Annotated in this window: 23 protein-coding genes and 1 other RNA gene; 10 read left to right on the forward strand and 14 right to left on the reverse strand. The window is 72.1% G+C overall.

The annotated features are described in order from the left end of the window. The first annotated feature begins 24 nt into the window (after positions 1 to 24). Positions 25 to 1335, forward strand: a complete 1311-nt coding sequence (locus tag ABZ444_RS03160) for a cytochrome P450 (protein WP_357991895.1) — start codon at positions 25 to 27, stop codon at positions 1333 to 1335. Between the two features lie 69 nt (positions 1336 to 1404). Next, positions 1405 to 2589: a hypothetical protein gene (locus ABZ444_RS03165; RefSeq protein ID WP_357991898.1), complete on the forward strand. Its 1185-nt coding sequence runs from the start codon at positions 1405 to 1407 to the stop codon at positions 2587 to 2589. Here the strand turns inward: ABZ444_RS03165 and ABZ444_RS03170 are convergent. Both ABZ444_RS03170 and ABZ444_RS03175 read right to left on the reverse strand, forming a co-directional pair. Next, positions 2547 to 3581, reverse strand: coding sequence for a CopD family protein (locus ABZ444_RS03170; protein WP_357991901.1), 1035 nt, complete (start codon positions 3579 to 3581; stop codon positions 2547 to 2549). The two genes, ABZ444_RS03165 and ABZ444_RS03170, sit on opposite strands and share 43 nt — an antisense overlap. Further along, positions 3578 to 4159, reverse strand: coding sequence for a copper resistance CopC family protein (locus ABZ444_RS03175; RefSeq protein ID WP_357991904.1), 582 nt, complete (start codon positions 4157 to 4159; stop codon positions 3578 to 3580). The genes ABZ444_RS03170 and ABZ444_RS03175 overlap by 4 nt, the downstream gene beginning before the upstream one ends. Positions 4160 to 4210: 51 nt before the next feature. On the opposite strand from ABZ444_RS03175, the gene ABZ444_RS03180 reads away from it, so the two are divergent. After that, positions 4211 to 4972, forward strand: a complete 762-nt coding sequence (locus ABZ444_RS03180; RefSeq protein WP_357991907.1) for a class I SAM-dependent methyltransferase — start codon at positions 4211 to 4213, stop codon at positions 4970 to 4972. Between the two features lie 26 nt (positions 4973 to 4998). Here ABZ444_RS03180 and ABZ444_RS03185 read toward each other — a convergent pair whose 3' ends face one another. From ABZ444_RS03185 to ABZ444_RS03200, 4 genes are all read right to left on the reverse strand, one after another. After that, positions 4999 to 5796 carry an SDR family oxidoreductase gene (locus tag ABZ444_RS03185; protein ID WP_357991910.1) on the reverse strand — a complete coding sequence of 266 codons (798 nt, stop codon included), beginning with the start codon at positions 5794 to 5796 and terminating at the stop codon, positions 4999 to 5001. Beyond that, complete coding sequence (locus ABZ444_RS03190) at positions 5793 to 6770, reverse strand: diiron oxygenase (protein WP_357991913.1); 978 nt, start codon at positions 6768 to 6770, stop codon at positions 5793 to 5795. Before ABZ444_RS03190 ends, ABZ444_RS03185 begins: the two co-directional genes overlap by 4 nt. A gap of 69 nt (positions 6771 to 6839) precedes the next feature. Further along, on the reverse strand, positions 6840 to 7439 hold the full coding sequence (locus ABZ444_RS03195; protein ID WP_357991915.1) for a TetR family transcriptional regulator C-terminal domain-containing protein: 600 nt from the start codon (positions 7437 to 7439) through the stop codon (positions 6840 to 6842). A gap of 11 nt (positions 7440 to 7450) precedes the next feature. After that, positions 7451 to 8800, reverse strand: coding sequence for a HAMP domain-containing sensor histidine kinase (locus tag ABZ444_RS03200; protein ID WP_357991918.1), 1350 nt, complete (start codon positions 8798 to 8800; stop codon positions 7451 to 7453). Positions 8801 to 8963: 163 nt separating this feature from the next. On the opposite strand from ABZ444_RS03200, the gene ABZ444_RS03205 reads away from it, so the two are divergent. Genes ABZ444_RS03205 through ABZ444_RS03215 form a run of 3 tightly spaced genes read left to right on the forward strand, consistent with a single transcriptional unit; the run spans position 8964 to position 12673 of the window. Then, a complete protein-coding gene (locus ABZ444_RS03205) occupies positions 8964 to 10130 on the forward strand; it encodes an acyl-CoA dehydrogenase family protein (RefSeq protein ID WP_357991921.1) in 1167 nt (388 codons plus the stop codon). Continuing rightward, positions 10127 to 11164, forward strand: coding sequence for an acyl-CoA dehydrogenase family protein (locus ABZ444_RS03210; protein WP_357991924.1), 1038 nt, complete (start codon positions 10127 to 10129; stop codon positions 11162 to 11164). Before ABZ444_RS03205 ends, ABZ444_RS03210 begins: the two co-directional genes overlap by 4 nt. Continuing rightward, on the forward strand, positions 11165 to 12673 hold the full coding sequence (locus ABZ444_RS03215; protein ID WP_357991927.1) for an AMP-binding protein: 1509 nt from the start codon (positions 11165 to 11167) through the stop codon (positions 12671 to 12673). Here the strand turns inward: ABZ444_RS03215 and ABZ444_RS03220 are convergent. The 7 genes from ABZ444_RS03220 to ABZ444_RS03250 form a co-directional block, all read right to left on the reverse strand. Further along, the gene (locus ABZ444_RS03220; RefSeq protein WP_357991930.1) at positions 12634 to 13755 is read right to left on the reverse strand and encodes a C45 family peptidase; all 1122 of its coding nucleotides are present in this window, start codon (positions 13753 to 13755) and stop codon (positions 12634 to 12636) included. The genes ABZ444_RS03215 and ABZ444_RS03220 overlap by 40 nt on opposite strands. Before the next feature lie 68 nt (positions 13756 to 13823). Beyond that, positions 13824 to 15260 (reverse strand): Nramp family divalent metal transporter, encoded by a 1437-nt coding sequence (locus ABZ444_RS03225; RefSeq protein WP_357991932.1) that lies wholly within the window; start codon positions 15258 to 15260, stop codon positions 13824 to 13826. Positions 15261 to 15321: 61 nt separating this feature from the next. Then, on the reverse strand, positions 15322 to 16110 hold the full coding sequence (locus ABZ444_RS03230) for a GNAT family N-acetyltransferase (protein WP_357991935.1): 789 nt from the start codon (positions 16108 to 16110) through the stop codon (positions 15322 to 15324). A gap of 76 nt (positions 16111 to 16186) precedes the next feature. Then, positions 16187 to 16600: an SSI family serine proteinase inhibitor gene (locus tag ABZ444_RS03235; RefSeq protein ID WP_357991938.1), complete on the reverse strand. Its 414-nt coding sequence runs from the start codon at positions 16598 to 16600 to the stop codon at positions 16187 to 16189. A gap of 231 nt (positions 16601 to 16831) precedes the next feature. Next, a complete protein-coding gene (locus ABZ444_RS03240; RefSeq protein ID WP_357991941.1) occupies positions 16832 to 17893 on the reverse strand; it encodes a M20 family metallopeptidase in 1062 nt (353 codons plus the stop codon). Continuing rightward, positions 17890 to 18918: a dipeptidase gene (locus ABZ444_RS03245; RefSeq protein WP_357991944.1), complete on the reverse strand. Its 1029-nt coding sequence runs from the start codon at positions 18916 to 18918 to the stop codon at positions 17890 to 17892. Before ABZ444_RS03245 ends, ABZ444_RS03240 begins: the two co-directional genes overlap by 4 nt. A 72-nt stretch (positions 18919 to 18990) precedes the next feature. Next, on the reverse strand, positions 18991 to 20457 hold the full coding sequence (locus ABZ444_RS03250; protein WP_357991947.1) for an NAD(P)/FAD-dependent oxidoreductase: 1467 nt from the start codon (positions 20455 to 20457) through the stop codon (positions 18991 to 18993). 117 nt (positions 20458 to 20574) lie between these two features. Between ABZ444_RS03250 and ABZ444_RS03255 the strand changes: the two genes are divergently transcribed. The 4 genes from ABZ444_RS03255 (at position 20575) to rnpB (ending at position 23935) form a co-directional block, all read left to right on the forward strand. Next, on the forward strand, positions 20575 to 21375 hold the full coding sequence (locus ABZ444_RS03255; RefSeq protein WP_357991950.1) for a Nif3-like dinuclear metal center hexameric protein: 801 nt from the start codon (positions 20575 to 20577) through the stop codon (positions 21373 to 21375). Positions 21376 to 21377: 2 nt separating this feature from the next. Then, the gene (locus ABZ444_RS03260) at positions 21378 to 22118 is read left to right on the forward strand and encodes a C4-type zinc ribbon domain-containing protein (protein ID WP_357991952.1); all 741 of its coding nucleotides are present in this window, start codon (positions 21378 to 21380) and stop codon (positions 22116 to 22118) included. Next, positions 22115 to 23362 carry a bifunctional RNase H/acid phosphatase gene (locus ABZ444_RS03265; RefSeq protein WP_357991955.1) on the forward strand — a complete coding sequence of 416 codons (1248 nt, stop codon included), beginning with the start codon at positions 22115 to 22117 and terminating at the stop codon, positions 23360 to 23362. Before ABZ444_RS03260 ends, ABZ444_RS03265 begins: the two co-directional genes overlap by 4 nt. 182 nt (positions 23363 to 23544) lie before the next feature. Beyond that, positions 23545 to 23935: RNase P RNA component class A (gene rnpB, locus ABZ444_RS03270), an RNA gene on the forward strand. Between the two features lie 579 nt (positions 23936 to 24514). Here rnpB and ABZ444_RS03275 read toward each other — a convergent pair. Continuing rightward, the gene (locus tag ABZ444_RS03275; RefSeq protein ID WP_357991958.1) at positions 24515 to 25531 is read right to left on the reverse strand and encodes an NAD-dependent epimerase/dehydratase family protein; all 1017 of its coding nucleotides are present in this window, start codon (positions 25529 to 25531) and stop codon (positions 24515 to 24517) included. Positions 25532 to 25540 lie beyond the last annotated feature (9 nt).

Raw genomic sequence — 25540 nt, forward strand, 5'->3', positions numbered from 1 at the left:
CGCTCATCATGCACGCTGTAGGGCATGGCGGAGGAGCGGAGCGAGCGTCCTGTGGACAACTCGACGGAGGGGGAGACGGGCGACCTGGCCGAGGTGTTCCTGCCGTCCACCTACGCGGCGGACGTCCCCTATGACCTGTATGCCCGGCTCCGCAGGGAGAGCCCGGTCTGCTGGATCCCCGAGCCGGCCGTCGGCCCGTGGCGCGAGGGGCCCGGCTACTGGGGCGTGTTCCGGCACGCCGACGTCAAACGGGTGCTGCGCAGCCCCGACGACTTCTCCTCCCATCTCGGCGCCACCCAGATCCGTGACCCCGACACCCCTGCCGACCTGGAGTTCGTCCGGTCGATGATGCTCAACATGGACCCGCCCGACCACTCCAGGCTGCGGCGGATCGTGGCGGCCGCCTTCACGCCGCGCGCGGTCCGCGCCCTGGAACGCACGATCAAGGACCGGGTGGCGGCGCTGCTCGTGCCCGGCGAGTGCGACTTCGTCGAGGTGGCCGCCGACCTGCCGGTCTGGACGCTGGCCCACGTGATGGGCGTGCCCGAGCAGGACAGGCGGCTGCTGTACGACTGGGCCTCCCGCGTCATCGGCTACCAGGACGACGACTACGCCGGCCTGTCCACGACCGAGGTCGAGTCCCTGAGCCCCGTGGGCCGCCTGGCGGTCGCCGCCCGTCCCGAGCTGGAACCGGGCATGAACCCAAGGTCGAGGGCCGCGCTCACGGACATGTTCGCCTATGCCCACGCCCTGGCCGACACCCCGCACGAGTCCGTCATGTCCGCCATGAGGAAGGGCGGCCTGACCGGGGCCGAGTTCGAGAACATGTTCTTCCTGTTCGCCGTCGCCGGGAACGAGACCCTGCGCAACGGCATCCCAGGCGGCCTGCTCAGCCTGCTCCGCCACCCCGCCGAGCTGGCCCGCCTGCGCGCCGACCCGTCGCTGCTGGAGTCCGCGGTCGAGGAGATGCTGCGCCACTGGCCCCCGGTGATGGACTTCCGCCGTACGGCCACCCGCGACCTCACGCTCGGCGGCCGGCGCATCCAGGCGGGCGAGAAGGTGGTCGTCTACCACGCCTCGGCCAACCGCGACCCGGCCGTCTTCGCCGACCCCGACCGCTTCGACGTCGCCCGTACCCCCAACGACCACGTCAGCTTCGGGTTCGGCCCGCACTTCTGCCTCGGCGCCCACCTCGCCCGCGTCCAGCTCCGCGCGGTCTTCGCCGAGCTGCTCGCCTGGGACGTCGAACCCGCCGGACCCCCGGTACGCCTCACCTCCAACTTCCAGAACGGCCTCAAACACCTCCCGGTACGCCTGACCCGCCGCCCCGCCTGAAGGCCGCCTGCCAGCCGGACAAATAGGACATCTGAGACCGATGGGCCGGATGACCGTAAGATTTGCGCCGTGAAGTCACCAGCATCGTTCAAGAAGGCCGCAGCGTGGGCCTTGCCGTACTGGACCAGAGGCCAGGCGGGGCGCGAGACGCCGCAAGACCTGTTCCGGGTGCTCTACTTCGGATGGCTGGTGGCGCTCACGCTCAAGCTCCTCGGCTCGGCCTGGGACGTCTCGTGGCACTTCAAATGGCTGCGCGACGACCTCGCCCCGCCCCACCTGCTCAACTCCGCCGGCACCGCCCTCGTCGTCGTCCTGACCGTCGTCCACGGCTACACCGGCTACGGCGTCGACAAGGCGGCGCTGCGGCTCATCCAGTGGGGAACCGGGATCTTCCTCGTCGCGGTGCCGCTCGACCTGATCAACCACCGCGTCAACGGGCTCGACATCACCTCGTGGAGCCCGTCGCACATCATGCTCTACGTGGGAACGTTCTTCATGATCATGGGTGTGATCAGGGGCTGGTTCATGGGCGCGCCCCCCGGCCGGGAGCGCACGGTCGTGCTGGGCGCGTTCCTCGCGTTCTTCCTGGAGAACGTGCACTTCCCCGAGCAGCACCAGGAGTACGGCATCCTGTCGCTCGGCGCCTGGGACAACCAGGCCACCTACGCCGAGCCGATCCTGCTGCGCTTCGCCGCCGACCAGATGGGCCGTCCGGTCGACCGGATCATGATGAGCGGGTTCACCCTGCCGGTGCCCGACTACCTCTACCCGGTCTTCGCCGTCGTCGGCGGGCTGTCGGTGCTGGTCGCGGCGAGGCTGCTGATCGGCAGGTTCGGCGCGGCGACGCTGGTGGCCGGCGCGTACGTCGGGTTCCGCACGCTGATCTGGCCGCTGCTCACCTTCGGCGGCTTCCCGCCGTCGGCGGTGCCGTTCTTCTTCGTGGTGGCCGGGCTGCTGGTCGACCTGGCGTTCCTGGTGCGCGTCCCGGCCGTGCGCGCCGTCGTGGGGGCGGTCGCGGTGACCGCCGGCGCCTACGGCGCGCTGGCCGTGCAGAACGCGGCCATGGGCCCGGTCTACGGCGCGATCAAGGGCCAGACCGGGCTGTACGGAGCCCCGCCCCTGGTCACGTCGTCGGCCCTGTGGGCCGGGCTCGGCCTGCTGGCCGCCTGGCTGGCCGCCGAATGGCTCGCCGGGCGGCGCGACCGGCGGCCTCAGCCGATCGAGGCCCGGGTGATCGCGACCGCCACCCCGTAGGCCAGCCCCATCACGCCCACCTCGGCCGCCGTCCAGCTCACCAGGGCGGTGGCCCCGCCGCGGCGGATCACCGGCAGCAGGCGGAAGCGGATGTGGGCGGCCAGCGGCACCAGCAGCGCCACCAGCGCCGTCTTGATCACGACGAGCACACCGTAATGGCTGGTCACGATCGCGCCGGGCAGCTCGACGCCGGGCGTGAGCGCCATCGTGCCGAGCCCCGTGACCAGACCGGACAGCGCGACCAGGAGCAGGCAGACAGTGGCCATCCTGGAGAACTTCGGCAGCGCCACGGCCAGCAGCCCCCGGTGGGGGGCGACGAACACGGCCGTGGCGGCCAGGCCGCCCGCCCAGGCCGCCGCGCCCATCACGTGGATCTCCATCGAGATCATGATGGGGTCGTGCCACACGGAGTTGACCGCGTGCCCGGTGACCGGGATGGGCAGCAGCCCGAACAGCGCCACGATGATCCGCAGCTCCGCGGGCACCTTCTCGCCGAACCTGACCGCCATCAGCCCGATGCCCGCCGCCGCCAGCGCGCACGCCGCGCTGAACAGCAGCCCCTGCCCGGTGCCGACCTCCTCGACGTAGGAGGCGATCAGGCCGAACGTGGGCACCCGGCCCGGATTGAGCTCGGCCGTCTGGAACACGATGGTGAGCAGCGCGCAGATCGCCCACGCCCAGGCCGCCAGCACGGCGAGCGGACGCACCCGGCGCAGGACCGGCTCGGTGGCGTCGGGGGCGTCGAAGCCGAGCAGCTTGGGCACCAGGCTCAGGCCGACCACGGCGACGGCGGCCAGGTCGAGCAGCACCCGGACGACGGGCAGGCCGTAGGCCACGACCGGCCCCGGCATGGGGATGCCCGGCACGGACTCCTGCGCGGTGAACGTGGACGCCGCCACGGCGGCGACGATCCCGCACACGACGAAGGCGCCGGCGACGAGCCGGCCGCCTCCGACGTGCTGCCCGGAACGCGAGGAAACGGTCGCAGTCACGCCCGCGTGCCCTCCGACTCCGATTCCGATTCCGTCTCCGGAGAGGCGGGATCGGGGGCCGGGGTGGCGCGGCGGAGGGCGACGGCGGTGCCGGCGGCCAGCAGCAGCAGCGCGGCCACGATCCACACGACCGCCATGCCGGCCCCGCCGTTGGCCGCCGCCTCGGCCGCCTCCGCGCTGTCGCCCTGCTCGGTCTGCCCGGCCGAGACGCCGGTGGCGGAGGCGGCCATGGTGAAGCTGATCTTCCCGGTCACCGGATGGCCGTCGGCGGACAGGATCCGGTAGCCCACCACGTACGAGCCGCCCGCGGGCAGCGGCCTGACCTTGACGGAGACCCGCTCGGCGGCCACCTCCGCCGCACCGTCGGCCCACGAGGAGCCGTCCGCCCCCGTCACGCCCACCTGCGCGTAGCCCTGGCGGACCGCCTGGTCGAACACCAGCGTCACCCGCGCGGGCGAGGCGGACAGCGTGGCGCCGTCCTTCGGATCGCTGCCGACCAGCACGTTGTGCGCCTGCGCGGGAAGGGCGAACCCGACCGCGGCGCACGCGAGCAACAGGACCGTGAGTAGCCGCCTCACCGATCAAAACCTTCCATCGAACGAGTCTCGAACCCGTATATGGTCCCACCCATGACGGACCTCTTCGGCGGCGCGGCGCCCTACTACGCCAAGTACCGGCCCGCTCACGGCGATCCGGCCATCGACCGGCTGGCCCGCGCGTTCGGCCCGGACGGCGTCGTGCTCGACCTCGGCTGCGGCCCGGGGACGATCGCGATCCCGCTGGCCGGGCGGGTGCGCGAGGTGCTGGCCGTGGATCCCGACGAGGAGATGCTGGCCGAGGGGCGGCGGCTGGCGGCGGGCGTGCCCGGCGTCCGCTGGTTGCGCGGCGACTCCACGACGTTGCGGGAACTGCCGCCGTTCGGTCACGTCGTGATGGGCAGGTCGTTCCACTGGATGGACCGCCGCGCGGTGCTGGCCGACCTCGACGCGCTGCTGCCGCCGGGCGGCGTCGTCGCCCTCGTGGGCCCCACCCGCGACCCCGGCGAGGAGCCGTGGGAGCCGGTCATGCGCCGGGTGCGCGAGGAGTTCGGGGTGAACACCTGGACGGCCGCCGGCTCCTTCCAGCAGACCGGCGAGCACCACCACGACGTGCTGGCCGCCTCGCCCTTCGCCGACCTGGAGGCGAGCCGGTACGAGCACCGCCTCGCCTACGACCTCGACGCCGTGCTCGGCCTGCAGCTCTCCTACTCCTACACGGCCCCGGCCAGGCTCGGCGAGCGCCTGCCCGCGTTCGTCGAGGCGGCCAGGGCCGCCCTGCTGGCCGCCGAGCCGTCGGGCCGCTGGGAGCTGACGACGACCACCGAGGTCCTCATCGCCCGGCGTCCCGAGTAGCCCGTGGCCCGCCCGGCGGCCGGGCCTCAGCGCCGGGTGAGCCGCCGGACCGCGAGGCCCGCCACCCGTACCGCCGCCGACGGCCACAGCCGGGCGGCGCGCCAGGCGACCCGCCCCGAGGCGGGCGCCACGATCAGCGCCTTGTTCCTGGCCACCCCGCGCAGGATGTCCGCGGCCAGCGCGTCGACGGGATAGAGCCGCCCCTGCGCCCGCACCGCCGCCCTCCTGGCGTGGGCGGCGATCTCGTTCTGGGGCAGCCCCGGGTTGGCGTGGTCGAGCAGCGGCGTGTCGATGAACCCCGGGCAGACCACGCTCACCCGCACCCCGTACGCGGCCGCCTCGGCCCGCAGCGCCAGCGAGAGCCCGACCACGGCGTGCTTGCTCGTCGTGTACGGCAGCATCAGCGGCGCGGGCACCAGCCCGGCCAGCGAGGCGGTGTTGACGATGTGCCCGAACCCCTGGTCCACCATGATCGGATAGGCCGCGTGCACGCCGTGGACGACGCCGCGCAGGTTCACGTCGATCGTCCGGTTCCAGTGGTCGAGTGTCAGCTCACGGGTGCGGCCGCCGACCGCGATGCCGGCGTTGTTGAACAGGAAGTCGAGCCGCCCGCGTTCGGCCTTCACCCGCGTGACCAGCGCGGCCACGGCCTCGGCGTCGGTGACGTCGAGGCGGGCGAACTCCAGGCCGAAGTCGGCGGCGGCCTGCTTGCCCGCCCGCTCGTCGACGTCGGCGATCACCACCGCCACGCCCCTGCGCCGCAGCTCCCGCGCCACCGCGCGGCCGATCCCGGACGCGCCCCCGGTCACCACCGCGACCTTCACCGGCGCGGCTCCGCCCATATCCCCATGGCCTGCCAGACCTTCCTGCTGACGACGTTGACGAGCCCGATCTCGGCGCACAGCTCGCGGGTCCTGCCGACCGAGTCGCGGATCTCCCGCCGGGCGGCCGGGTTGTCGCGGTAGATCTCGGCCACGACCCCGGGTGGGACGCGGAAGTGCCTGATCATCGGGCCGGGCGGCGCGAGCATGATGCGGGCCATCACGCCGAGCACGACCGGCGAGATCACGCTCAGCAACATCCGCCGGTGGCGGGGCATGCGCGGCACCCGGCTGCGGAGGTAGTGGCGGGCGAAGGAGATGTGCCTGGCCTCCTCCGCGATGTGGATGCGCATGATCGTCTCTTCCAGCGGATGGTGGGCCCGGCCGTCCTTCAGCACCTTACGCTGCACGTGGTCGATGGGGTCCTCGCCACCCAGGACGAAGACGAAGAACAGCTCGGTGGAGATCAGCGGGATCCACGGCGCGATCTGGGCGACCAGGGACAGCGGCCGCGGCATGCCGCGGATCGGGAGCTTCGTGCGGTTCACGAACTCCTGGAACATCATCCCGTGATGTCCCTCTTCGATGGTCTCGTGGTAGACGTACCGGAACTCGGGGGAGCCGTTCGGCAGGCGGTAGGCGTAGTTGAGCAGGCCGCGCTTGAGCAGGTTCTCGAACTGCAGGCCGATCTTCATGGCGGTGGCGACCCGCCACAGGCCGATCCTGGCGCGGACCTCGGGGGAGCGGCTGCGGTACCAGGGGTGGCCGCCCAGCTTGTCGACCTCGGGCAGTTCCCAGCGCGGGTCGGCCTGGTCCACTTGGAACTCAGGGTCGTCCCACGGGATGTCGCGGTAGGGCTCCCAGTGTTTGTCGACCGACGCCTTCGACAGGCGTTCGATGACCGCTTCGTAGGCGGTGCGGTCGGCGACCCTCTCGTCGTTCTCCCTGGCGGCGGTAGAGCTAGGTGCGGATGTCATCGCGGGTGCTCCTCTCCTCGCCCCAGCAATTGTACGAAGGATCCAATAGGCGCGGAAGAGGGACCCGGGTCACAGGTTCTCGACCGGCAGCCCCAGTTCTCCGGCGACCGCCGTACGCAGCAGGACGGCGGCCCGGCGGCGTGAGAGCACGTGGGGATGCACGTGCGTCTGGACCGCCAGGCCGTCGATGAGCGCGAAGATCCGCCAGACCGCCTCCTCCGGATCGCCGCAGGCGAACGCGCCCGAGCGCACGCCGTCGTCGATGATCGACCGAAGCAGCGAGCGGCTGCGCGCGTCGATCCGGCGGGAGATCTCCTCCAGTTCCGCGCTGCGCATCGCCTCGGCCCAGGCGTCGATCCACAACCGCCACTCGTCCGAGGGGATCGCCGGCGAGCAGCGCCGCAGCAGGGCGCGCAGCCGTTCGAGCGGGCCGGCGGGGGACTCCTCGATGTCGGACAGCGCGTCGAGGTGCAGCCTGGCCGCATAGCCGAACGCCTGCGCGAACAATCCGTCCTTGGTGTCGAAGTGGTAGAAGAGCAACGCCTGGCTGACGCCCGCCGCGCGGGCGATGTCCAGGGTCCGGGTGTGACCGAACCCCTGCTCGGCGATCACTTCGCAGGCCGTCTTGAGGAGGTCTTCGCGCCTTAATCGGCTGAAACTGGGTGTCACAGCGAGTAACTCTAACTACTGATCAACGGTATTTGTAGGACAAACCGGGCGCCGCGTTCGGAGGGATCGACGGTGAGCGTGCCCTCGTGGGCCTCGGCGATCTCGCGGGCGATGGGCAGGCCGAGCCCGGTGCCGCCGGGGTCGCGGCGGCGGGAGTCGGCCAGGCGGACGAACCGCCGGAAGACGGCTTCGCGCTGGTCGGCGGCGATGCCGGCGCCGTCGTCGAGCACCTCCAGCACCGCCTGTCCCTCGTGTTCACCCACAGTCACAGTGATCATGGTATCGGCGTGCCTCTCGGCGTTGTCGAGCAGGTTCGCCAGCAGGCGGGACAGCCGCAGCGCGTCGCCCTCGACGACCACGCCCGAGCGCAGCCGCGTCTCCACCAGCTTGCCCTCCGGGCGGCGGAGCAGCTCCTCCCGCACCAGCCTGGCCAGGTCCACCGGCTCCCGGCGGCCGGGTGCGCCGGCCTCCAGCCGGGACAGGGTCAGCAGGTCGCCGACGATGTTCTGCAGGCGGTCGAGACCCTCGATCACGCGCCGGCCGGTCCGGGGCCAGTCGGTCTCCTCGGGGACGAGCATCGCCTCCTCGACCTGCGTGCGCATGGCCGCGATCGGGCTGCGCAGGTCGTGGGAGGCGTCGGAGGCGAACCTGCGCTGCTGCTCCACCGCGCGTTCGAGCCGGTCGAGGGTCTCGTTCACGGTACGGGCGAGGTCGTCGAGCTCGTCCCGGTGCCGTCCCCTGGGCACCCGGCGGCCGAGGTCGGTGGCGGTGATCTCGGCCAGCTCGTCCTTGATCGCCGAGACCGGGGTCAGCGCCTTGCGCGCGGTCAGCCAGGCCACGCAGGCCGTGACGGCGGCCAGCAGCAGCACGCCGAGCCCGGTGGCCGGCGGGTACCAGGGGCTGATGTACCAGGGGAGCTCGGGGGTGTAGGCGTAGATCATCCAGGGGCGGCCGCCGACGTGCGCCCGGAAGCCGACGGTGATCAGGCAGTGGACGCCGTGCACCCGGTTCGTGCAGGCCGTGGTGTCGAGGCGGGCGTCGGTGCCGGTGGCGGTGCTGGTGCTGAGCGGCGGCTGCCCGGTCAGGCGGGGGCTGGCCTGCCGGATCCGGCCGTCCGTGTCGACGACCTGGATGAGGTCGGTGCCCTCGGTGACGGCCACGGGCCGCAGGCGGCCGGGGGCGTCCCGCTCGACGACGAAGGCGATGCGGCGCGCGGCGCCGGCGGTCTGGTCGGTGAGGAAGCCGGTGGCCATCGTGTGCACGATCGGCGTGACGAGGAGCGCGGTGACGCCGTAACCCGCCAGCGCGCACAGCAGGGCGGCCAGCGTCAGCCGCCGTTGCACGGACCAGCGTCTGAACATGAGCACGCACCCTCCGATGACCAGATGATCACAGGAGGCGGGATCGGTCCTAATTAGCGGAGTTTCGACGACAAATGCAGCCGAAAGGCCCTCCAGAGCATTGCTCTATGCGTGCCGCCGCGACCTGACTAGAGTAAGTGAACACTGATGCCAAGGAGTCGATGTGGACCTTGCAGAGTATCGGCGTGCCGCCGCGGAGTGGCTGCGCGACAACGTCCCGGCCGACGATCAGTCGGGGGCCGACGCACTCGCCCGCGCCAAGGAGTTCATGGCCAGGCTCTACGACGCCGGCTACTCCGGCATCACCTGGCCGCGGCAGTGGGGCGGCCAGGGGCTGACGCAGGCCGAGGAGCGCGCCTTCGCCGCCGAGGCGCGTGACCACACCCTCCCGACGTACGTCTTCTCCATCGGTCTCGGCATGACCGGGCCGACGCTGGTGGACCGGGGCACCGACGCGCAGCGCGAGCGTTTCGTCCGGCCGCTGCTGCGCGGCGAGGAGGTCTGGTGCCAGCTGTTCTCCGAGCCGGGCGCCGGCAGCGACGTGGCCAGCCTCCAGACCCGCGCCGTACGCGACGGCGACACCTGGGTGGTCAACGGCCAGAAGGTCTGGACCTCGGTCGCCCACCACGCCGACTGGGGGCTGCTGCTGGCCCGCACCGACGTCGAGGTGCCCAAGCACCGCGGCCTGACCATGTTCGTGGTGGACATGCACCACCCCGGCGTGACGGTCAGGCCGCTCAAGGACATGTCCGGCCGGGCCAACTTCAACGAGATCTTCTTCGACAACGTGACGATCCCCGACGAGCACCGGATCGGCGAGGTCGACGACGGCTGGAGCGTGGCCGTCACCACCCTGCTGCACGAGCGGCTGTCGATCTCCGCGGGCGTCGGCATGGGCGGGCAGAAGGACAACCCGGCCACCTTCGAGGCGCTGCGCGAGACGCTCGACACCAGCGACCCGCTGGTCCGCGACCAGCTCGTCGAGCTGCACATCCGCAGCCGCGCCCTGGCCCTGTACAACCAGCGGCTCGCCCAGGAGACCAGGGCGGGCATCTTCCCCGGCGCCCGCGGCAGCGCCGCCAAGCTGCTGCTGGCCGAGCTGACCCTGTTCCAGGCCGACCTCGCCACCCAGCTGGCCGGCCCCGAGTCGGTGGTCGGCGACCACCCGCTGTCCCGGTCGATCTCGCTGGCCCCCGGCATGGCGCTGGGCGGCGGCACCAACGAGATCATGCGCAACATCGTCGGCGACCGCGTCCTCGGCCTGCCGCCGGAGCCGAGGGTGGACAAGACCGTGCCGTTCAAGGACCTGAAGGTGGGGACGCAGGGGTGAAGCTCGTACTCAGCCAGGAACAGCAGCAGCTCCGCGAGGCCGTGCGCGACTTCCTGCGCGCCGCCTCGCCGCTGCGCAAGGCCCGCGAGGGCTACGACCCCCAGGTGTACGCCCGGCTCAACGGCGAGCTCGGCCTGTCCGGCCTGGTCGTCCCCGAGGAGCACGGCGGCGCCGGGGCCGGGCTCGCCGACCTCGCGGTGGCCCTGGAGGAGACCGGCGCCGCGCTGCTGCCCGGCCCCTTCCTCGCCACCCAGTTCGCCGCGCTCGCGCTCACCCAGGTGCCCGACAAGGAACTGCTGGGCGGCATCGCGGAGGGCCGCGTCGCCGCCACGCTCGTCCAGCCCGAACACGACCTCGCCTTCGACGGCACGGCCGTCACCGGCGCCCTGCCCCGGGTCCTGTCCGGCATGGAGGCGGACATGCTGCTCGCGCCCGCGCCCGCGCCCGGCGACGGCGGCGTGGTGCTGGTGGCCGTCGACCTGGCCGGCCCCGGCGTCACGCGGACCCCGCTGGAGACGCTCGACCTCACGCGCGGCCAGGCGCGGGTGACCCTGGAGCACGCCCCCGCCCGCGTGCTCGGCCGCCCGCCCGCCGGCAGCGGCATCGGCGACCGGCTGTGCGTCGCGCTCGCCGCCGAGCAACTGGGCGTGCTGCGCGCCTCGCTGGACGCCATCGTCGCCTACGCCAAGATCCGCGTCGCCTTCGGCCGATACATCGGCTCCTACCAGGGCGTCAAGCACAAGCTCGCCGACATGCACGGCAAGCTCGAACAGGCCGAGTCGATCGTCAGGTACGCCGCCTGGGCCGCCGACGAGTCCCCCGCCGAGCTGCCCGGCGCCGCCGCCCTGGCCCAGGCGTACGTGGGCCGCGCATGCTTCGAGGTCGCCCGCGACCACCTGCTCCTGCACGGCGGCATAGGTTTCACCTGGGAGCACGACGCGCACCTGTTCTACAAGCGGGCCAAGACCGACGAGGTGCTGCTCGGCCCGCCCCGCATCCACCGGGCCCGTCTCGCGGAACTCCTGGAGCTGTAGATGGACATCAGCGGCCTGCCCGGCTTCTACGCCATCGCCGCCGCCGACCCCGGCCGCCTGGCCGTGATCGACACCGACGGCACGCGGACCACGTACGGCGAGCTGCTCGCCCGGGTCAACCAGGTCTCCCACGGCCTGCGGGCCCGCGGGCTGGGCAAGGGCGACGTGGTCGCCGGCGTGCTGACCAATGGCATCGACGCCGTCGTCATGCTCATGGCGACCGGCCAGATCGGGCTCTACTACGTGCCGGTCAACTGGCACCTCACCGAGTCCGAGGTGTCCTACATCCTGGCCGACTGCGACGCCAAGATCGTGGTCACCGACGCCGCGCACGCCGTGCCGGGCGCGGAGACCGGCACGGCGGGGCTGGCCGAGGGGCAGCCCGCGGACGCCCCCGCCGAACGTACGGCCGGGGCGGTCATGTGGTACACCTCCGGCACCACCGGCTTCCCCAAGGGCGTGCAGCGCGCGCTGCCCGACGCCGAGCCGGAGGCCATCGTGCCGCTGTACACGTGGTTCCTCGGCGAGGTCGTCGACCTCGTGCCGGGCGACGCCGTGCACCTGGTGACCTCGCCGATGTACCACTCGGCGCCCTGCGCGCACACCCAGTTCGCGCTGCACCTCGGGCACACGGTGGTGATCACGCCCAGGTTCGACCCGATCGACATCCTGGAGCTGATCCAGCGCCACCACGTCTCCAACGCCATGATGGTGCCGACCATGTTCCACCGCATGCTGCAGCTCCCCGAGGACGTCCGGGCCAAGTACGACGTGTCGAGCCTGCGCCAGGTCATCCACACGGCCGCGGCCTGCCCGGTCGCCGACAAGCAGGCGATCATGGACTGGTGGGGCCCGGTGCTGTACGAGTACTACGGCTCGACCGAGTCCACGATCGCCTTCTCCGTCAAGCCGCACGACTGGCTGGCCAGGCCCGGCACGGTGGGCCGTCCGGCGCCGACGTTCGAGGCCAGGATCCTCGACGAGAACGGCGAGGAGCTGCCGCCGGGCGAGCCCGGCATGATCTACGTCAAGTCGTCGATGAGCTCCTTCGAGTACCGCAAGGACCCGGCCAAGACCGCCGCCAGCATGCTGGGCGAGTGGTACGCCCCCGGCGACATCGGCTACCTCGACGACGACGGGTTCCTGTTCCTGTGCGACCGGCGCACCGACCTGATCGTCTCCGGCGGGGTGAACATCTACCCCGCCGAGATCGAGGCCGCGCTGCTGGAGCATCCCGCGGTGGCCGACGTCGCGGTCATCGGCGTCCCCGACGAGGAGTGGGGCCACAACGTGGTCGCGCTCGTGCAGCCCGCCGAGGGCGTCGAGCCGGGCCCCGCGCTCACCGCCGAGCTGCTCGAACACTGCGGGCCCCGGCTCGCCCGGTTCAAGCACCCGAAGGTCGTGGAGTACCGCGACCGGCTCCCGCGCACCCCCACGGGGAAGTTGTCGCGCTCGAAGGTGCGCGAGGGTTACCTGGCCGAGGCGGGGAACACCAGCTCCTCGCTGTAGCCGCGGTCGTCGCCGAGGTAGAAGCGGGTGGCGAGGGTGCGGTCGGCGGTGTCGAAGAGCGTGGTCCACAACGTGCGGAACGGCTCGGCGGGATCCTCCGCCGGCCGGACCGCGCGCAGGCTGTCCCGCAGGTCGTCGGCGGACATCGTGGCGCCCTTGCTGCGCTCGTACAGGGTGCGCAGCCGGCCGTAGGTGCCCAGGCTCGACGGGGTGTCGGCGGGCAGGGCCATCGGGTCGGGATGGCGGTGCAGCAGGTGGTTGGTGACGCACAGCGGGCCGTCGCCGAACTCGACGGCGTGCTCGGTGCCGTCCGGGCCGCGTTCCCAGACGAACGCCTGGCCGTGGGCGTCGGCGACCAGGTAGTGCAGGGGCAGGCCGAGGTCGTACTGCTTGGCCCCCAACAGCGCCTGCTTGGCCTGGGCCGCGGTCTCGCAGGTGTCCATGAGGAACCGGGGCAGTTGCAGGCTGCCGAGCCCGACCTGCGGGACGTCCAGCCGCGGCGGGGTGGCGGTCTCGGCGTCGGCGATCAGCAGCATGACGGCCAGGCCGGCCTCGTTGATCCCGTCGATGCAGCCGTCGAGGCCGTTCATGGTGATGACGGTCGAGGCGAGTCCGTCGTCGGGCACGGTGCTGATCACGTACGGGCGGGCGGCCATGGGCAGTTCCCCGGGGCGGGGCGGCTCGCCCGCGACCTGGCTGGTGGTGTGCAGGAAGAAGTCGTAGTTGCGGCCCACCCTGCCGTGTCCGTCGGAGGAGGCGGACGGCGGGCACCACAGGGCCGAGCAGGCGGCGTCCGCGGGCACGTAGTTCCAGCCGTCGAGGGCCAGCTCGTCCTGGTCGGGGTCGAGGCCGAGCGCCGCCGCGGCGCCGTCCATGCGGGCGTGATGCTGCGGCCAGTTCCGTTCGAACCAGGACATCCTTGCTCTGATCACCGCCGGGTCGGCGGTGCTGGGCGACCAGCCGAGCCGGCGGGCCTCCTCGGTGAGCACCCGGCCGATCTCGAACTGGCTGCCGGTGACGGTGAGGTGCGTGACGAGCTGGAAGTCGTCATTGCCGCCCGCCACGCAGGTCATGTTGGTCATGCCGCCGATGTTGCCGCCGCCCGCTGACCGGGCTCCTACCGTCCGCTGACCGCCCCGCCGGACGGCGATCAGCCGATCAGCTTCCGCACCTGCTGGACGACCACCAGGACGGTCAGCGTCCCGAAGAAGGCCACCGACCAGACCAGCGCCGCCAGCCGGTACGACCGAACCTTGATCGCCTCCGGCAGCGCCCGCCGGTTCAGCACGATCAGCAGGATCGAGTACACGAACATCATCACCGCCGCGAAGCACGCCGAGAACACCAGCAGGATCAGCGGCTGGTCGAGCCCGAGCAGCAGGATCGCGATCCCGACCAGCGTCATCGCCCAGACGGTGACGAAGTACACCCGGTTCACCGAGACGGGCCGGTCGCGCAGGTAGACCGTCTTGATCGTGTCCGAGGCCAGCCGCGAGGTGTAGTCGACGATGCCCATGGCCGAGGCGAACAGGGCCAGCGCGCCGATCACCCAGAACAGGATCCCGAACCACGGGCCGACCACGCCCTGCAGCGCCTCGCCCTCGACCTTCAGGAAGCCGATGTTGTCCTTGCCCGCCACCTCCGGCCGGCCGAAGACGGTCGAGTAGGCCAGCATCGACATCAGCCCGATCGTCAGGAACGACACCAGCGCGAACGTGGCGCCCTGCTCGGCGTTGGCGAAGCGCCACCACCGGCGCCAGCGGGCCAGGTTGTCCTGCGTGGGCGGGAACTGGAAGCCGGTCGAGGCGGCCGCCTCCTCCTCGCCGGTGACCGGGCTGACCAGGCGCGGGACGTACGAACCCATGCCGAAGCCCTTGTCGCGGATCCAGTTGCTCTGGCACAGGTTCTGGCCGCCGCCCGCGCCGGCGTAGGCGACGGCGCCCATGAGCACGGCGATCCCGAGCTCCCCGGCCGGGAAGCGGGCGCCGACGGTGAGCCCCTTGCCCAGCTCGACCCAGCTGTCGGCGTTGATCGCGAACAGGATCGCGACCACGGCCAGCGTGGCCACCAGGGCGATCTTCACGAAGATCACCCGTTCGAGCAGCGTGTAGATCACCGGCGCCAGCGTCAGGCCCAGCGCGATCACGACGAGCATGCCGATCGCGATCCAGCGCACCCCGCCCGCCCCGGCCCCGGTCAGGTACGTCACCATCGTCGCGGACGTGGTCACCCACCCCGGCCACAGGTTCGAGGCCAGCGTCATCACGACGAAGACCAGCCCCCAGTGCCGCCACATCCGGCTGAACCCGGTCAGCGCGGTCTCGCCGGTGGCCAGCGTGTACCGCTCGATCTCCATGTTCAGGAACCACTGGGTGACGATGCCGACCGCGGCGCCCCAGACGAACACCAGCCCCACCTGGGAGGCGATGTAGGGCCAGAGGATGAACTCGCCCGAGGCCAGCCCCACCCCCGCCCCGACCAGCCCCGGGCCGATGACGCGCCAGGTCGAGCGGGGAGGGTCGGGCAGGTCGCGGACGGCGACGGACGGCAGGACTCGCGCGGGGACGGTGGGGGTGAAGTCCGTCATGCGGATCTCCTTGTTCGGCTTCCCGTACCGTCACCTTACGCAGATCGCTTACGCCGGTGAACTATCCGGTCAGGGTCACCACGTAGTCCCCGTGGTCGGTGAGCCCGTCCACCCGCCCGCCGGACTCCATCAGGCCGCCCAGCGTCTCGCGCATCGCCGCGCGCCAGGCCCTGGCCGCCGCCGGGTCGTGCACGCGCAGCCGTTCGATGTCGCTCGGCGTGCCCACCAGCACGACGTCCGCGTCCGCCGGTCGCACGACCGGGCCGGAGCCGTCCTCCGCCAGCACCCGGGCGCGGCCTTCGGCCGGTTCCACCCGTGGCCCGAGCGGGCGCTCGTCCAGCGGCCACACCGCCAGCAGGCGGTCGGAGGAGTCGCCCTCGTTGATCGCGTCGGCCATGACGCCGTAGAAGTCGCGCAGGTACTCCTGCGGGCGGGCGCCCAGCTTGACCAGGTTGAACCGGGCGTTGCGGCGGACGAGCGGATCGAAGGTCCAGGTGACGCGATCGAGGCCCCGGTCCAGGCACCACGCCCGCTGGTGCAGCTTGAGCGCGTAGCCGATGCCCCGGCCGATCGAGGCGCCCGTCACGTGGGAGTGCAGCGCGCCCTCAGCCGCCCGGAAGCCCACCGACGCGCCCACCAGCACGTCGTTCTCGTACGCGCCGGCCACGTAGTTGCCGGTGTGCGCGAACCCGACCATCAGCTCGACGCTGACCGGCGCGTTGCCCGGATCGGGCCGCCAGATCTCGTCGAAGAGCCCGAAGACCTGCGCGAACTCGCCGATCTCGTGCAACTCGCGGATCGTCACACCACTCTTGGCCGCCGCCTCGGCGGCCTCCTCCCGGCTCGTCATGCCCCCCACTATGCCCGCCGGACGGCGAGATGCCCGCCCGCGGTCCGCGGACGGGCATCTCAGGGGCTGCCGGAGATCACTTCACCAGCGGCCCGAGCGTGCGCTCCATGACGCAGTCGTTCTCGAACTTCCGGTCGTAGGACGTCGTGCGGCCGTACCAGTGGCCGCTGACGTGCACGGAGACGGGGGCGTAGTTGCGCGGGCACGCGCCCGGATCGACGTTGAGGTCCTTGATCACGCCGTCGACCTCGTGCAACTCCGCGCAGGCCGTGCGGGGGCGCGGGTGGGTGCCGCCGTCGGGGTCGCAGGTGAGCCGCATCGAGTACGCGCCGCCGCCGTTGCTCGGCGTGACGGTGATGAACAGCAGCACGCCCGGCTCGTCGGCGGCGGCGGCACCGGCCGGGCTCGCCCCGAACGGGACGATGAGCGCGGCGGACGCGCACAGGGCTAGGGCGGCCGTCCTGCGAGCGGCGGTCAGCACGGATGTCATGGGAACCTCCCTGGTCAACGTGCGCCCCGAGAGTGGCGGCGCACGTCAAATGACTACAGGTAGTCACCATATCGATACCACTGGTGAAGGAGTGACAGAATGCTGTCCCCGCTGATCACACCCGCTCCCGCCGCCGGGCCCGGCCGTCCCGCTCAGGGCCGCGCCGCCGGGCCCGGTCGTCCCGCTCAGGGCCGCGCCGCCGGGCCCGGTCGTCTCAGCGCGCGGCCTCGATCAGCGCGCGGCCTCGATCAGGGCGCGGAGGAGGGCCGCGCGGCGTGGCATCTCGGCCACCACCACGTGCTCGTGGTCGGCGTGCGCGCCGCCGCCCACCGCGCCCAGCCCGTCGAGCGTCGGGCAGCCGGCCCCCGCGGTGAAGTTCCCGTCGGAGGCGCCGCCGACCGCCGCGTCGGTCAGCGGGCCCATGTCCAGCCGCCCGGCCAGGTCCTGGGCCAGGGCGTAGAGCGAGGCCGACATCGCGGCTTCGAGCGGCGGCCGGTTGGGGCCCCCTTCGACCTCCAGCCGCGTGCCGGGCACCACGGGGGCCAGCGCCCGCATCGCGGCGTCCACCCGCAGCTGCTCGGCCACCGTGCTCGCCCGCACGTCGACCCCCACCGTCGCCTCGGCCGGGACGGTGTTGAGCGTGGTCCCGCCGCGCAGCACGGTCGGGGTGACCGTCGTGTCACCGGCTCCGAGGGCGGCGATGGCCAGGATCTGGTGCGCCAGCTCGACGCCCGCGTTCGCGCCCTTCTCCGGCTCCAGCCCGGCGTGGGCCGCCTTGCCGTGCACCCGCAGCGTGTACATCGACGTGCCCTTGCGGGACGTCTTCAGCGCGCCGCCGTCCGCGCTGGCCTCCATGACGAACGCGGCGGCCAGCCCACGCGCGGTGTCCGTGATCAGCGGCGCGGACGTGATCGAGCCGAGCTCCTCGTCGCCGGTGACCAGCAGCGTGACGCCGTCGAGCGAGCCGAGCCCGGCGAGCGCGTGGAAGGTCTGCACCAGCCCGGCCTTCATGTCGAACACACCCGGCCCGCGCGCCACCCCGTCGACGACCGACCAGGGGTGGGTCGCCAGCGTGCCGATCGGCCAGACGGTGTCGTGGTGGCCGAGCAGCAGCACCCTGGGCGTGCCGAACGACCAGCGCAGATGGGTGACGCCGTCGATCACCAGGAACTCCGGCCGGGCCCCCAGGTAGCGGGTCCCCATCGCGGCCACGACCTCGGCGCTGCGGGCCACGGCCTCCAGATCACGCGAGAACGACTCGCACAGGACCAGCTCCTCCAGATCCTCGATCATGCCAGCCGCTCTCCGAGGAACCGGTGGACGTTCCCCCCGATGATCTTGGCGACGTCCTTCTCCGGCAGGCCGCGGGCGAGCAGCCCCTCGGTCACCATGGGCAGCCCGGTGGGTCCCTCCAGGCCGGGGATCGACGCCTTGGGGTCGAGGTCGTCGGGCTCCAGGTCCTCGCAGCACGGGGGCGTCAGGTCGTCCATGACCTCGCGGATGAAGTCGGGGCCGAGGCCGACGTGGTCGATCCCGGCCACCCGCGCGACGTGCTCGATGTGGTCGAGCAGGCGGTCGAGCGTCATGTCCTCCGTGCGCTCGGCCAGGAAGGGGGCGAAGAAGTTCACGCAGACCACGCCGCCCGTGGCGGCGACCGCGCGGAGCTGGTCGTCGGTGAGGTTGCGGTGGTGGTCGCGCAGCGCGCGGGCCGCGGAGTGGGTGGCCATCACCGGCTTGGTCGCCAGCTCCAGCACGTGGGCCACGCCCGACGCGCCGAGATGGGAGACGTCGAACACCATGCCCAGGCGCTCCATCTCCTGCAGGGCGGCCACGCCGCGGCTGGTCAGGCCGCTGCCGGTGGCGTCCTCGGCGCTGCCGTCGGCCAGCGGCGTACGCCCGAAGTGGGCGATCGAGGCCACCCGCACGCCCAGCCGGTGGACGGTCGAGATCAGCTCGACGCTCTCGTCGAGCCCCGGCATGCTCTCCAGCGCGAGCACCAGGGCGATCTTGCCCTCCGCCAGCGCCGCGTCGATCGCCGAGGCGTCGAGGCAGAGCCGTACGGTGTCGGGGTTGCCCTCCGCGATCACGTGGGCGCACTCGATCATGCGCAGCGTCTGCCGCAGCGCGCCCTCGGGCCGGTACTGGTCGTCGATGAAGACCGGCAGGATCTGCAGGTCGACCCCGCCCTCGACGAGCTGCGGCAGCCACCGCTCGCGGAAGAAGGAGGCCCACTGCTGGGGCGGCCGGGCGGCGACCGCCATGAGCAGATCATTGTGGGTGTCGGCCACGACGGCACGCCGGTGCAGGGGAAGCGTCATGCGAAGGACGTTACCGCGCGCCCCCGACCTGCTCCAACGCACCTCAAGTCCGATTTTTTGCCCATATCTTGTTCACCGCACCGAAGACGGGATCTCCTCGACCGTCCGGTACGCCCCGCGCGGCGGCCGGGCGGTGAGCCGCCGGTAGAGCGTCGTCGGGCCGGGCCAGTTGTTGGTGACCCGTCCCTCGGCCGTCTTGTACCAGCTCCGGCACCCCCCGCCCCACACCATGCGGGCCATCTCCGCGTCGAGCTGCCGGGTCCAGGCGGCCATCGCCTCGGGACGCACCTCGATCGGCCCCTGCTCGGCCACCCGCGGCAGGCACGCCATGACGTGCCGCACCTGGCACTCGATCATGTAGATGATCGAGTTGTGCCCGAGGTTCGTGTTCGGGCCGTAGAGCAGGAACATGCTGGGGAAGCCGGGCACCGAGATGCCGAGGTAGGCGTGCGCGCCGTCGCGCCACTGCTCGGCCAGCGACCGCCCGCCGAGCCCGGTGACCTCCATCGGGGCCAGGAACTCGGTGCTCAGGAAGCCGGTGGCGTACACGATCGTGTCGGCCTCGCGCAGCCCCTCGGCGGTCTCCACGCCCTTCGGCCCGATCCGGACGATCGGATCGGTGACGACGTCGACGTCCGGCCTGGTCAGCGCCGGGTAGAAGGCGCTGTCGATGACGACGCGCTTGCAGCCGGGCGGGTAGCCGGGCGTCAGCTTCGCCCGCAGGACGGGGTCGGGGATCTGGGCCCGCAGGTGGGCCAGGGCGCGCTTCCTCAGCAGGCCGGCGCTCCAGCCCTCGGCCAGGGCCGGGTAGAGCGTGGCCTCGGCGTACCGGTAGATCCACTCGCGATAGGCCCGCTGGAGGCCCGGGACGTAGTGGAAGGCCAGCCGGGCGAGCGGGCCGAAGGTGGCGTCGGGTTTGGGGATCACCCAGTTGGGCGTGCGCTGGAAGACGTCGAGGTGCGCGGCCCGCTCGGCGACGGTCGGGATGAGCTGGGCCGCCGACGAGCCGCTGCCGATCACGGCGACGCGGCGGCCGGTGAGGTCGTGGTCGTGGTTCCAGCGGGCCGAGTGGAAGGAGACGCCCTCGAAGTCGGACATGCCGGGGATCTCGGGCAGGTGGGGGCGGTTGAGCTGGCCCACGCTCATGACGACCACGTCGAACGCCTCGGTGCGCTCGCCGCCGTCGTGGATGCTGGTGATCTGCCAGCGGCGGCCGTCGAAGACCGCTCGCCGTACTTCCGCACCGAAGCGAATTTTCCGCCTGACGTCGTATTTATCGGCGCAATGCTCTAGATAGCCCAAGATTTCGGGTTGGGCCGGGTAGCGGCGGGTCCAGCTTCCGTACTTCTCGAACGAGTACGAGTACAGGTGCGAGGGGATGTCGCAGCCCGCGCCCGGGTAGCTGTTGTCCCGCCATGTGCCGCCGAGGTCGGCGGCCTTCTCGAAGACCGTGAAGGGCCCGATCCCGGCACGCCGCAGCCGGATCGCCATGCACAGGCCGCCGAAGCCCGCTCCGATGATCGCGACGCTGGGTGCCATGCCGTCCTCCGCGAAGTCAGGATCCACTTACAGTACGCCGAACCGCGTTCTGACGACACCCTCCGCCACGCCCCGCGCGACCCTTCCGCGGGCCGGTAGTCTGCGCAGGTGGCTGCTGTGACGCTGACTGAGGTGATCGAGGTGCTCGAGGCGGCCTACCCGCCCGCCCGGGCCGAGTCGTGGGACGCGGTGGGGCTGGTCTGCGGCGACCCCGCCCGCCGGGTGCACAAGGTGCTGTTCGCCGTCGATCCGGTCGCGGTCGTGGGCGAGGAGGCCCTCGACTGGGGCGCCGACCTGATCGTCACCCACCACCCGCTCTACCTGCGCGGCACCACCAGCGTGGCCGCCACCACGCCCAAGGGCCGCCTGATCCACCGCCTGATCAAGCACGAGATCGCCCTCTACACCGCCCACACCAACGCCGACACCGCCAATCCCGGCGTCTCCGACGCCCTGGCCAGGGCCGTGGGCCTGACCGGCGACCTCGTACCGCTCCAGCCCTTCCCCGACGACCCCTGGCGCGGTCTGGGCCGCATCGGCGAGCTGCCCGAGCCCACGACGCTGGGGGAGTTCGCCGCGCAGGCCGCCAAGGGGCTGCCGCGCACCGCCGGCGGCCTGCGGGTGGCGGGCGACCTGGCCCGTCCGGTCTCGCGCGTGGCGGTCAGCGGCGGCGCGGGCGACTCGCTGCTCGGCGCGGCCAGGGCCGCGGACGTCGACGTGTTCCTCACGGCCGACCTGCGGCACCATCCGGCCGGTGAGTTCGTCGAGTCCGGGGGCCCCGCCCTGATCGACGCCGCCCACTGGGCCACCGAGTGGCCCTGGCTCGACAGCGCGGCGTCCATCCTGCGCTCCGGTGGCGTTACCGTTGAAACGCGCGTCTCCGCCACGGTCACCGATGCTTGGACAAGAGGATATTGATCATGAAAGCAGCCCCTGAGGCCCAGAAGCGACTGCTCGACCTGGCAGAGCTCGACTCCGTGATCGACCGGCTGGCGCACCGCCGGCGCACCCTGCCCGAGCTGGCCGAGATCGACGAGCAGTCCAAGCGCCTGGCCCGGCTCGTCACCCAGGTCATCGAGGCCGAGACCGAGGCCGGCGACCTCGCGCGCGAGCAGACCAAGGCGGAGAACGACGTCGACGCCGTGCGCACCCGCGCCGACCGCGACCAGAAGCGCCTCGACTCCGGCGCCGTGACCTCCCCCCGCGACCTGGCGAGCCTGCAGTCCGAGATCGCCTCGCTGCAGAAGCGCCAGGGCGACCTGGAGGAGGTCGTGCTGGAGATCATGGAGCGCAGGGAGGCGGCCGACAGCAAGGTCACCGACCTGGTCACCCAGCGCGACGAGCTGGCCGCCACCCGCGCCGCCGCCGAAGACCGCCGTGACGCCGCGCTGACCGAGATCGACAAGGAGGCGGGCGAGGTCCGGGGCCGCCGCGCCGCCGTCGCCGGCGAGATCCCCGCCGACCTGCTGAAGCTCTACGACAAGCTCAAGGAGCAGTACGTCGTGGGCGCCGCCATGCTGCACGGCGGGCGCTGCCAGGGCTGCAAGGTGGCCCTGTCCATCGCCGAGATGAACTCCATCAAGGCCGCCCCCCACGACGAGGTGCTGCGCTGCGAGGAGTGCCGGCGGATCCTGGTCCGCACCCCGGAGTCCGGCCTGTGACGTCCTACGTCATCGAGGCCGACGGAGGCTCGCGCGGCAACCCGGGCCCGGCCGGCTACGGCGCGGTCGTCCGGGACGCCGCCGACGGCCAGGTGCTGGCCGAGGCCGCCGAGGCGATCGGCGTCGCGACCAACAACGTGGCCGAGTACCGGGGGCTGATCGCCGGGCTGACCGCCGTGCTGGGCGTGGGCGGCGAGGGCGCCGAGGTGGCCGTGCGGATGGACTCCAAGCTGGTCATCGAGCAGATGGCCGGGCGCTGGAAGATCAAGAACGAGGGGCTGCGTCCGCTCGCCCTTGAGGCCGGCGCGCTGGCCAGGCGGCTGCGGGTGGTCGAGTGGACCTGGATCCCGCGCGAGCACAACAAGCACGCCGACCGGCTGGCCAACGAGGCCATGGACGCCGCCGCCAAGGGCCTGACCTGGAAGGCGGGCGGCACCCACGACACCGGCGCGCGGGGGGCCGCGGCCGTCCCGGCTGCCGGCGTGCCCGCGGCCCGCACACCGTCGCCGGTCGTCGAGCAGACCGACCTCCTCGACGCGGGCGCCATCGCCGAGCTGTCGGCCCCCACGGCCTCCGTGGCCGCCGCCCAGCAGCGCTCCAAGGGCACCGGCTGGGCCCCGCCCACCCGCGTGGCCACCTCGTTGCTGCTGCTCAGGCACGGCGAGACGCCGCTGTCGATCGAACGCAGGTTCTCCGGCCTCGGCGACGCCGAGCTCACCGCCAACGGGCTGGCCCAGGCGGCGGCGGCGGCCGAGCGGTTGTCGCGGGAGCCGTACCGGCCGGACGTGATCGTCTCCTCGCCGCTCAAGCGGGCCAGGCAGACGGCCGAGGCCGTGGCCCGGCGCACCGGGCTCGACGTCGAGATCGACGAAGACCTCAGGGAAGCCGATTTCGGCGCCTGGGAGGGGCACACGTTCACCGAGGTGCAGCGTGAGTGGCCCGCCGAGCTGGCCGCCTGGCTGGCCGGTCCCGACGCCGCGCCGCCCGGGGGCGAGAGCTTCGCCACGGCGGCCCGCCGCGTCCAGGCGGCGGGGGAGCGGCTGCTGGAGCGCTACGAGGGCAAGACCGTGCTCGTCGTCTCCCACGTGACGCCGATCAAGATGTTGCTGCGTGACGCCCTCACGGCGCCTCTGGGCGCGCTCTACCGGATGCACCTCGACCTGGCCTGCCTGTCGCTGATCGAGTACTACGCCGACGGCCCCGCCGTGGTGAAGTCGTTCAACGACACATCCCACCTCCGCTGAGCACGACCGATCTCGGCATCACGTCCCAGTCGAATTGAGCGCGGCCGCGCCGGGAGCCGCCAGAACATCCCGGCGCGGCCGCTGCTGCCTCCGCCCCCCTCAGGCGGTGACATGCCCATTCCACCCAATCGATCTTGCGACTCGGTTGGGAACGGCTTGAGGTTTGATAACCTCCCTGAAGACGAGTCGGCCGGGCGGCCGCGTCGGGCCTTCGGGCCCGCCGAGGAAGGTCCGGGCTCCACAGGGCAGGGTGGTCGGTAACGCCGACCCGGGGTGACCCGCGGGACAGTGCCACAGAAAGTAGACCGCCTCCCGCCTCGGTGGGAGGTAAGGGTGAAAGGGTGGTGTAAGAGACCACCAGCGCCCACGGTGACGTGGGCGGCTAGGTAAACCCCACCCGGAGCAAGGTCAAGAAGGGACGCTCTCCGGAGCGTTCCGCGCGCGACGTTCGAGGGCTGCTCGCCCGAGCCGCGCGGGTAGACCGCTTGAGGCCGCCGGCAACGGCGGCCCTAGATGGATGGTCGCCCCTTCGTTCGCGAAGGACAGAACCCGGCCTACAGGCCGGCTCGTCTCTCACCTCCCAGTTCCTGAGCCTCGCGGCCGTGCACGATCAGGGCGTACAGCACCAGTACGTCCACCGCGATGACCGCGAGCGACCACCACGGGTTGACCGCGATCCAGGTGAGCTGCGTCATCGCGTTGATCATGACGAGAACCACCGCCACGACGCGGGCCCAGGTCTGCCCCACGGTCACTGCGATACCGGTCAGGAGCAGGACGACCCCGAACAACAGGTGGATCCAGCCCCAGGTGCCGATGTTGAAGAACAGCAGGCGGGATGGTGTGCGGACGAACAGCCCGCTGTTGATCACCCCGTACAGACCGGTGATGATGTTGAACACGCCGGCCATGATCATAAGCATGCCGGCGAACCATACCCAGCCCACCCAGCCCGTGACGGGCCTGCTCTGGTACGTCATCGTCGAACCCTCCCCCGTGAGTTCACGTACACCGGCAGTCACCTGCCCGTCGAGCTGCGGTGTATGCGTCTTCCCAGCTCACGAGGTTTCGACGACCCGTCAGGCGCCCGGCCGGGCGGCGAGGGGCGGAAGCCCAGCCACCTCCAGGAACGCCTGACGGCCCGTCGCGGGGTCAGGAGGAGCGGGTGTCCCAGGCGGCGAGGATGGCGGCCTCCTTCTCCGGAGCCATCCCGTGGACCATCCTTCGCCCGTAGGAACGCTGCTCCTCCGGGATCTCCCGCAGCCACGCCCACGTGTCACGCACGGTCTCCGCGACCGGACGCGCCCGCAGCCCCGCGGCCTCGGCCTTGCCCGTCGGCACGCTCCAGAAGTTGTCGGTCTCCTCCGACGGCGGCCCGCCCCACAGCGGCAGCTCCACGAACGCCCCGGCCCCCTGCGCGACCAGGAACTCCGCGTCCATCCAGACGAACTCCGCGTCGGACCCGGTGACCTGCTTGCACAGCTCCAGCCACTCGCCGTAGGTGGTGTTGCCCGCCGGGCCGGTCACCGCGAACCGGCCGGTGACACCCCGCTCGGCCTGGTCGAGGGTGAAGATGGCCACGTCGCGGGCGTCGACGAGCTGCATCGGCGCGGCGGGATCGCCGGGCGCCAGCACCCGGCCGCCCCGCGAGATGCGGGTCAGCCACCAGGGCAGCCGGGCCACGTTCTCGTACGGGCCGAGGATCAGCCCAGGCTGGATGATCAGCGCGTTGCCGTCGAAGCCCTGCTCGACCGCCCGCTCGCACCCGGCCTTCAGCACGCCGTAGTCGCCGTCGTCGGGACCGGCGTCGGGCTCGCACGGCCATCCGGCGGTGTCCTCGGTCGCGGCCTTGGCGGGGAACCCGTCGAGGGCCGAGACGCTGGAGATGAACGCGTACGTCGCCGCCCGGCCCGACAGCGCCCGCACCGACTCGCCCACCACCCGCGGCACATACCCGGACGTGTCCACAACGAAGTCCCACGACCCGCCGTCGGCCAGCCGCTCCAGGTCGGCGACGGACTCCCGGTCGCCGCGCACGGTCACGACGCCCGGCACGTCGCCGCCGCTCTGCCCTCTGTTGAACGTCGTGACCTCATGGCCACGCGCCAACGCCTCCTCCGCGATGGCGCGCCCCAGGAACCCCGTGCCGCCGATGAGCAAAATCTTCATGAACCCATC

Origin of the sequence: Nonomuraea sp. NPDC005730 (assembly GCF_040630865.1) — a bacterium.
Classification (GTDB): Bacteria; Actinomycetota; Actinomycetes; order Streptosporangiales; family Streptosporangiaceae; genus Nonomuraea.